Origin of the sequence: Kitasatospora sp. RG8 (assembly GCF_017813315.1) — a bacterium.
In the GTDB taxonomy this organism is placed as follows: domain Bacteria; phylum Actinomycetota; class Actinomycetes; order Streptomycetales; family Streptomycetaceae; genus Kitasatospora.
This window is the reverse complement of sequence record NZ_JAGIYX010000066.1, coordinates 1-9738: the sequence shown is the minus strand read 5'-3', so window position 1 is coordinate 9738 and position 9738 is coordinate 1. Positions and strand designations below refer to the sequence as shown.

The 9738-nt window shown below is 71.9% G+C and carries 1 protein-coding gene; it reads right to left on the bottom strand.

Annotated elements, in window-relative coordinates:
• Positions 1–9677: non-ribosomal peptide synthetase (locus J5Y04_RS40875; RefSeq protein WP_209417623.1), on the bottom strand; the 9677-nt coding region annotated here is incomplete at its 3' end.
• Positions 9678–9738: the final 61 nt, after the last annotated feature.

Sequence of the window (9738 nt, the reverse complement as noted above, 5' to 3'; positions counted from 1 at the left end):
ACCTCCACCCCCGCAAACGCCTCCCGCACCCCCACCACAACATCCGCCGACAACGCCTCCCCCGCCAACGCCGACGGCACCCCACTCACCAAACTCACACCACCACCCCCAACACCACCACCCTCCGCCAACACCAACACATCCCGCACCAACACCACCGAACCCCCCGACACCAAAGGCCCGAACAACTCGAACACCGACACGTCAAAACTCAACGACGTCGACGCCAACACCCGCCCGAACCCACCACCACCAAACACACCCACCGCCCACTCCAACAACCCCACCACCGACCGATGCTCAACCACCACACCCTTCGGCACCCCCGTCGACCCCGACGTGTAGATCACATAGGCCGGACGCCGAGCCGACAGCGCGGCCCGCGCGTCATCCGCCTCCGTCCGCTGCGCCGGCAGCGCCGCCAGGGCCCGCGCCAGCTCCGGGTCGTCGAGCACGACGCGCCGGGTGCCCTCGGGCAGGGCCGCACCGGCCCCGGCCGTGGTCAGCACCGTCACGGGCGCCGCGTCGGCGAGCATCAACGAGATCCGCTCGGCCGGGTAGGCGGGATCGATCGGCAGGTACGCCCCGCCGGCCTTCCAGACGGCGAGGACCGCCGCCACCATGTCCACCTCACGGGGCAGGCAGACGCCCACCACCGACTCCGGACCCACCCCCTCACCGACCAAGTGGTGCGCCAACCGGTTCGCCCGCGCCTCCAGCTCCCCGTACGACACCTCGACCCCGCCGCAGACCACCGCCACCGCCTCCGGCGTCCGCGCCACCTGCGCCTCGAACAACCCGTGGACCGTGATACCGGAAACCTCCGCCGGAGTACCGCTCCACGAGGTCAGCATCCGGTCCAGCTCGGCCGCGTCGAGCACGTCGACGGCGCGAAGCGGCAGCAGCGGGCCGTCCTCCAGGGCGGAGACCAGGTTCTGTGCGGCCGTGTGCAGCAGCGCGCAGACGGCGTCGGCATCGGCCGGGGCAACCGCGTCCACGGTCAGCCTGAACCCGGTGCCCAGATCGTCCACGGCGACCACGAGCGGGTAGTTGGTGCGCTCGCGAGTGAGCAGGGCGCTGACGCCCTCGATCCCGGTGTCCGTGCCCCCGGAAGAGCCGGCGCCAGTGCCCGGCCCGGCGCCGGCCCCGCCAGCCGCCGTCCGGGCGGCGGCCTGAGCGGCGGCCTGGTTGTGCCGGTAGTTGAAGATCGACGTGAACAGCGGGCTCGTGCCGGGCACCGCGCTGACCCGCTGTGCCAGTGCCAGCGGCGCGTGCTCGTGGACCAACAGCTCGGCGAGCTGGTGCCGCAGTCCGGCGAGCGACTCGCCCACACCGGTCCCGTCCACGCGCACCCGCATGGGCAGCGTGTTGATGAACGGCCCCTGCACGCGGTCGGCCCCGGTTCCGGCGTTCATCCGCCCGAACAGCACCGTGCCGAACACCACGTCCTCGCGCCCGCTGACCGCCGCCAGCACCCGCGCCCAGGCCAGGTGGAACACCGTCGCCGCACTCACCCCGTGCCGACGCGCCGCATCCCGCACCCGGTCGGCCAGCCCCGCGTCGACGCCGAGCTGGGCACGGCGGGCACGCACACCGTCGCCGTGCACGTCGAGCAGCCCGTACGGGGCGGTGGGTTCGGTGACGTCGCCGAGGAGGTCGGCGAAGTAGCGCTCGTGCTCCTCGCGCGGCACCCCGAAGCGGGCCTGGGCCACGAAGTCGCGGAACGGCAGCGGCGCGGGCAGCGAGTCGCCGCGCCCGGACAGGAACGCGCCCAGCTCCCTGAGCAGTGCCTCCTGCGTGGTGTGGTCCCGGACCAGCTGGTGGATGCGCAGGAGCGCCAGCCAGCGTCCGCCGCCCGGCTCGGCGGCGATGTGCGCGCGGATCAGCGGGGCATCGGTGAGGTCAATCCAGCTTCCGGCGAGCGCCGGCAGCTGCTGCACCGGGTCCGCTCCCTGCGGATCGAGTTCCAGCTCCTCGACCGGAAGCGTCGCGTGCCGTGCCACCACCTGGACGGGCTCGGGGAGTCCCTCCCAGACGACGGCCGTGCGGTAGATGTCGTGCCGGTCCACCACCTGCTGGAGCGCGGCCAGGAACTCGTCGAGCCGCCGACGGTTGTCGAACCCGAGCACGATCGGCAGCACGTACACGTCGTGGTGACCGCCGACGCCCTGGTCTCCGGTGTCGGTCGCGAGCAGGTGGTGGAAGAAGATCCCCTCCTGGAGCGGGGCGAGCGGGTAGACGTCCGCGATGTTCGCCGCGCCGCCCGGGACCTGGGCCACCAGGCGCTCCACCTCCGCCGCCGTCAGCTCGACCAGCGGAAGCATGTCCGGGGTGATCCGGGTCGCGCCGGACGGAATGCGGTTCGCCGGAACCTCGGCCTGCACCGGAGCCGTCATGGTGGCGAGGCCGGCCGGAGTCGGCGTCTCGAAGAGGGCCCGTACCGAGACCGCCATCCCGCGCGCCCGCAGGAGCTCCACCAACGAGACCGCCAGCAGCGAATGCCCGCCCAGAGCGAAGAAGTCGTCGTCGACACCGACGTGTTCCAAACCCAGGACCTGCGCGAACGCGGCACACAGGATCTCCTCCTGCACCGACGCCGGACCCCGGCCGGCACCCGCCGCGGCGGCGAAGTCCGGCGCCGGCAGCGCCCTGCGATCCAGCTTGCCGTTGGCCGTCAGCGGCAGCGCGTCCAGCACCACCACCGCCGAGGGCACCATGTGCTCCGGCAGCCTGGAGACGGCGAAGTCGCGCACAGCTGCCGCGACTTCGTCGGCCGCCTCGTCGGCAGCGACCACGTAGGCGACCAGGCGGCGGTCTCCGGGGGCGTCCTCGCGGGCGACGACCGCCGCCTGCGCCACGCCCGGATGGGCGGCCAGCACCGCCTCCACCTCACCCGGCTCGATCCGGAAACCCCGCACCTTCACCTGATCGTCCGCACGCCCCAGCACCACCACACTGCCGTCCGCCGTCCAACGCGCCCGGTCACCCGTCCGGTACATCCGCCCACCCGAGGCGGAGAACGGGCAGGCCACGAACCGCTCCGCCGTCAACCCGGCCCGGCCCACATAGCCGCGCGCCAACTGCCCACCCGCGATGTACAACTCACCCACCACACCCGGCGCCACCGGCTGCAGGAACCCGTCCAGCACGAACAACCGCGTGTTCCCGACCGGACGACCCACCGGCACCACACCGGACGCCACCGACTCCGCCGTCAGACGCGCCGTCGCGACACCGATCGTCGCCTCCGTCGGCCCATAGTGGTTGAACACCCCACGCTCGCCCGCCGCCTCCAGCAGACCCTCCACCAGCGCGGCCGGGGCGGCCTCTCCACCGAGTACCAACGACGCCGCGGGCAGCACACTCCCCGCACCGGCCACCGCGGCCAGCGCCGCCAGGTGCGAGGGAACCACCTTCACGAACTCGATCCGGTGCTCCGCAAAGTACGCCGCCACCGCCGCCGGATCCGTCACCGCCTCCTCCGGGAGGATGTGCAGCTCACCACCGGTCGCCAGACTCGCGAACAGCACCGTGTTCCCCAGGTCCGTCGCCTGCGCCTGCAACAACGCATACCTGCCACCCTCAGCACCGAGCCCGACGCGGGACGGCACCGACCCCACATAGTTCGCCAACGCCCCGTGCGTCACCCCCACACCCTTCGGACGCCCCGTCGACCCCGACGTGTAGACGACGTAGGCCAGCCCGTCCGCCGACACCCGCACACCCGGCGCAGTCGCCGCCATCCCCGCCAGCTGCATCCGCACCAACGCACCGTCCACCGCCACCAGACGCACCCGACCCGCCGGCAGCTCATCCAGCAACTCCTCCGTCGTCAACGCCAACACCGCACGACTGTCCCGCAACATGAACGCGATCCGCTCCACCGGCTGCCCCGGATCCACCGGCAGATACGCCGCCCCCGCCTTCCACACCCCCAAAATCCCCACCACCGTCTCCACACCCCGCGGCAGGCACAGACCCACCACCGACTCCGCACCCACCCCCTGACCCACCAAATACCGCGCCAACCGGTTCGCCCGCGCATCCAACTCCGCGAACGACACCCCCACCCCGTCCACCACCAACGCCACCGCACCCGGCGACAACGCCACCCGCGCCTCGAACAACTCATGCGTCAACGACCCCGACAACACCTCCACCGAGTCGTTCCACTCCACGAGCACCCGCCCACGGTCCACGTCACCGAGGACATCCACCGCACTCACCCGGGTCCCGGGATCGGCGGCCACCGCGTCCAGCACGCGCGCCAGGCGTTCGGCGATGGCCTTGGCCGTCTCCGGGTCGAAGAGGTCCGCCGCCACGGTCACGGTGCCGCGCACCCCCGCCGGCGCGCCCTCGGCGTCGAAGGCCTCACCCACCATGACGTCCAGGTCGAACTTGGCCGCAGGACGGGTGGTGAGCACACGCTCGCCTTCCAGGCCGGGCAGTTCCAGCGCCGCATCCCCGGTGTTGTGCATCGTCAGCACGGTCTGGAAGAGCGGCTGCCGGGCCAGCGAGCGAGCCGGGGCCAGCTCCTCCACCAGCCGCTCGAACGGCACGTCCTGGTGCGCGAACGCCGCCAGCCCCGACTCCCGCACCCGCACCAACAGTTCGGCGAACGTCGGATCCCCCGACAGATCGGTCCGCAACACCAACGTGTTCACGAAGCAACCGACCAGATCGTCCAACGCCTCATCCGTCCGCCCGGCAATCGCCGAACCGATCGGAACATCCGTCCCCGCACCCAGACGCGACAACAGCACCGACAACCCCGCCTGCAACACCATGAACAGCGTCACACCCTCCGCACGCGCCAACTCCACCAACCTGGCGTGCGTGTGGGCGGACACCTGCAACGGGATGCTGTGGCCGCGATGGGAGGCGACGGGCGGCCGGGGACGGTCGAAGGGCAGCTCAAGCTCCTCCGGCGCCCCCGCCAAGGCCTGACGCCAGAACTCAATCTGCCGCGCAATCCGGCTCTCGGGATCGCTGTCCTCGCCCAGCAGCTCACGCTGCCACAGCGCGTAGTCCGCATACTGCACCGGCAGCGCCGACCAGACCGGCGCCGCACCCTGGCGACGGGCCACGTAGGCGGTGGAGATGTCCCGGGCCAGCGGGCCCATCGACCAACCGTCAGCTGCAACGTGATGAACCGTCAGGACAAGCACGTGCTCGTCCACGCCGACGGCAAGCAACCTGCCCCGCACCGGCACCTCGGCAGACAGGTCGAACGCGTACGAGACCGCACGCTCCACCGCCCCGGACAGCTCCTCCGGCGCGACCTCCTCGACCGGCAGGTCCCACACCAACTCGTCCACACCCACGACCCGCTGGTACGGCTCACCACCCGACACCGCGAACACCGTGCGGAGCGCTTCGTGGCGTGCGATGACGTCGCGCAGGGCCTGGGCCAGTGCGGTCCGGTCGAGGTCGCCGGTCAGGCGCAGGACGATGGGGCTGTTGTAGGTGGGGTTGGGGCCCTCCAGCTGGCCGATGAACCAGAGGCGGCGCTGGGCGAAGGAGAGCGGCACCCGCTGCGGGCGCGGGCCCGCGACCAGGGGAGCACGGGTGGCCTGCGCGGCCTCGGCCAGGCGGGCGGCCAGACCGGCCACGGTCGGCGCCTCGAACAGCGCACGGATCTCCACCTCGACACCCAGAACGGCCCGCACCCGGCTGATCAGCCGCGTCGCGAGCAGGGAGTGCCCGCCCAGCTCGAAGAAGTCGTCGTCGACACCGACGTGTTCCAGGCCCAGGACCTGCGCGAACGCGGCACACAGGATCTCCTCCTGCACCGACACCGGACCACGGCCGGCACCCGCCACCGCGGCGAAGTCCGGCGCCGGCAGCGCCCTGCGGTCCAGCTTGCCGTTGCCCGTCAGCGGCAGCGCGTCCAGCACCACCACCGCCGACGGCACCATGTGCTCCGGAAGCCTGGAGACGGCAAAGTCCCGAACCGACGTGGACAGTTCACCACCATCTTCATCAGCGGGGACAACGTAGGCGACCAGCCGGCGGTCTCCGGGGGTGTCCTCGCGGGCGACGACCGCCGCCTGCGCCACGCCCGGATGGGCGGCCAGCACCGCCTCCACCTCACCCGGCTCGATCCGGAAACCCCGCACCTTCACCTGGTCGTCCGCACGGCCCAGCACCACCACACTGCCGTCCGCCGTCCAACGCGCCCGGTCACCCGTCCGGTACATCCGCCCACCCTCGGCACCACCGAACGGACAAGCCACGAACCGCTCCGCCGTCAACCCAGGACGCCCCACATAGCCGCGCGCCAACTGCCCACCCGCGATGTACAACTCACCCACCACACCCGGCGCCACCGGCTGCAGGAACCCGTCCAGCACGAACAACCGCGTGTTCCCGACCGGACGACCCACCGGCACCACACCGGACGCCACCGACTCCGCCGTCAGCCGCGTCGTCGCAACACCGATCGTCGCCTCCGTCGGCCCGTAATGGTTGAACACACCACGCCCCCCGGCCGCCTCCAACAGCCCCTCGACCAGCGCGGCCGGGGCGGCCTCTCCGCCGAGTACCAACGACCCTGCGGGCAGCACACCCCCCGCACCGGCCACAGCGGCCAGCGCCGCCAGGTGCGAGGGCACCACCTTCACGAAGTCGATCCGGTGCTCAGCGAAGTACGCCGCCACAACCGCCGGATCCGTCACCGCCTCCTCGGGGAGGATGTGCAGCTCACCCCCGGTCGCCAGACTCGCGAACAGCACCGTGTTCCCCAGGTCCGTCGCCTGCGCCTGCAACAACGCATAACGACCCCCCGGCACACCGAACCCCACCCGCGACGGCACCGACCCCACATAGTTCGCCAACGCCCCGTGCGTCACCCCCACACCCTTCGGACGCCCCGTCGACCCCGACGTGTAGATGACGTAGGCCAACCCGTCCGCCGACACCCGCACACCCGGCGCGGTGGCCGGCAACCCCGCCAGCTGCATCCGCACCAACGCACCGTCCACCGCCACCAACCGCACCCGACCCGCCGGCAGCTCGTCCAGCAACTCCTCCGTCGTCAACGCCAACACCGCACGGCTGTCCCGCAACATGAACGCAATCCGCTCCACCGGCTGCCCCGGATCCACCGGCAGATACGCAGCCCCCGCCTTCCACACCCCCAAAATCCCCGCAACCGTCTCCACACCCCGCGGCAGGCACAGACCCACCACCGACTCCGCACCCACCCCCTGACCCACCAAATACCGCGCCAACCGGTTCGCCCGCGCATCCAACTCCCCGAACGACACCCCCACCCCGTCCACCACCAACGCCACCGCACCCGGCGACAACGCCACCCGCGCCTCGAACAACTCATGCGTCAACGACCCCGACAACACCTCCACCGACTCGTTCCAGCCCTCCACCACCAACGCCCGCTCCACCGGCTCCAGCACATCCACCCGAGTGACAAGTGCCTTCGGGTCGTGGGCCATTGCCGACAGCACCCGCACCAGGCAGTTCGCGAGCCGCCCGGCGACCGCCGGGTCGAAGAGGTCCGCGGCCACCGTGAGCACACCGCGGACGCCTGCCGGGGCGCCCTGCTCGTCGAACACCTCGCCGACGATCACGTCGAGGTCGAACTTCGCCACCCGCCGCCCGAGCGACAATGCCTCGGCCCGCAGCCCCGGAACGTCGAGGACGGAGCCGCCGTCCACGGTCTTCCCGGCGGCGTTCTGGAGGGTGAGGACCACCTGGAACAACGGGTGGCGGGCCAGCGAGCGGGCAGGGGCCAGCTCCTCCACCAACCGCTCGAACGGCACGTCCTGGTGCGCCAGTCCGTTCAGCACGGTCTCCCGGACCTGGTCGAGCACCTCGGCGAAGGTGGGCTCCCCGGACAGGTCGGTGCGGGTGACCAGCGTGTTGACGAAGCAGCCGACGAGGTCGTTCAGCGCCTCGTCCGTCCGCCCGGCGATCGCCGAGCCGATCGGGATGTCCTGTCCCGCCCCGAGGCGCGAGAGCGTCACCGCGAGGGCGGCGTGCAACACCATGAAGAGGGTCGTACCGCGCTCCCGCGCCAGGCCCAGCAACGCCTCGTGCAGGTCGGCCGGGACCGCCACGTCGACGGTGTGCCCCCGGTGGCTGGCGACTGCCGGTCGCGGCCGGTCGGTCGACAGTGCCAGTTCCTCCGGCACTCCGGCCAGCGCGTCACTCCAGTACGCCACCTGCCGCGACAGCAGACTGCCCGGGTCCTCGTCGTCGCCCAGCAACTCGCGCTGCCAGAGGGTGTAGTCCGCGTACTGCACCGGCAGCGCCGACCACGCCGGCGCAGAACCGCCCAGCCGCGCGGTGTATGCGGCCGACAGGTCCCGCGCCAGTGGGTCGACCGACCAGCCGTCGGTAGCGCTGTGGTGCGCCACGACGACCAGGACGTGCTCGTCCGGGCGCAGCCGGAGCAGCGAGGCCCGCAGCGGAATCTCCGCCGAGAGGTCGAACCCGCGCGCTGCGGCGTGCGTGATCGCGTCGGCCAACTCCTCCGGTGCCAGGTCGACGAGCGGAAGCTCGAACGCGGCCTCCTCGATGGGCAGGATTCGTTGGAACGGCTCGCCGTCCGCCACTGCGAAGACCGTGCGCAGGACTTCGTGGCGCGCGACGACGTCCCGCAGGGCGGCGGTGAGCGCGTCCTGGTCCAAGTCCCCGGTCAGGCGCAGGGCCAGTGGGACGTTGTAGGTGGCGCTCGGTCCCTCCAGTTCGCCCAGGAACCAGAGCCGGCGCTGGGCGTAGGACAGCGGCACCCGTTCCGGGCGTTCCCGGCGTGCGAGTGCGGCGCGGCCCTGTCCGGCCTGGCCCAGGGCGGCGGCGAGGGCGGCGGGGGTCGGCGCCTCGAAGAGCAGCCGCAGCGGCACCTCCGCACCCAGGAGAACGCGCACCCGGCTCACCAGCCGCGTCGCGAGGAGAGAGTGACCGCCGAGGGCGAAGAAGTCGTCCTCGACGCCGACCGCCTCCACGCCCAGGACCTCGGCGAACGCCTGGCAGAGCAGCTCCTCCTGGGCGTTCGCCGGCGCCCGGCCCGGCGTTCCCGATCCGGTGAACTCGGGGGCGGGCAGAGCCTTGCGGTCCAGCTTCCCGTTCACCGTCAGCGGCAGCGCGCCCAGCACCACCACCGCCGACGGCACCATGTGCGACGGCAGACGCGAGGAGACGAACTCCCTGATGTGTGCGGTCAGTTCGTCATTGTCTGCGTCGGGCGAGGCGACGACGTAGGCAACCAGTCGCTTGTCACCCGGGACGTCCTCGCGCGCCACCACCACGGCGTGGACCACATCCGGGTGCCCCGCCACCACCGCGGCGACCTCGCCCGGCTCGATCCGGAACCCGCGGATCTTCACCTGCTCATCCGCACGCCCCGCGAACACCAACCGCCCCTCGGCCGTCCAGCGGGCCACATCCCCGGTCCGGTACATCCGTCCGCCGCCCGTCTCGAACGGGCAGGCCACGAAACGCTCCGACGTCAAACCGGCCCGCCCCAGATAGCCACGCGCCAACTGCCCGCCCGCGACATACACCTCACCCGCCACCCCCACCGGCACCGGCCGCAGACCCCCGTCCAGGACGAACACCCGCAACCCCGGCAGCCCGCGGCCCACCGCACTCCCCGACGTCGTGGAGTCCAACTCCTGGAAGGTGACATGGACGGTCGTCTCGGTGATCCCGTACATGTTCACCAACCGCGGACCACCGCCGTCGGCATGCCGGGCCCACCACGGCGCCAGCCGCGAC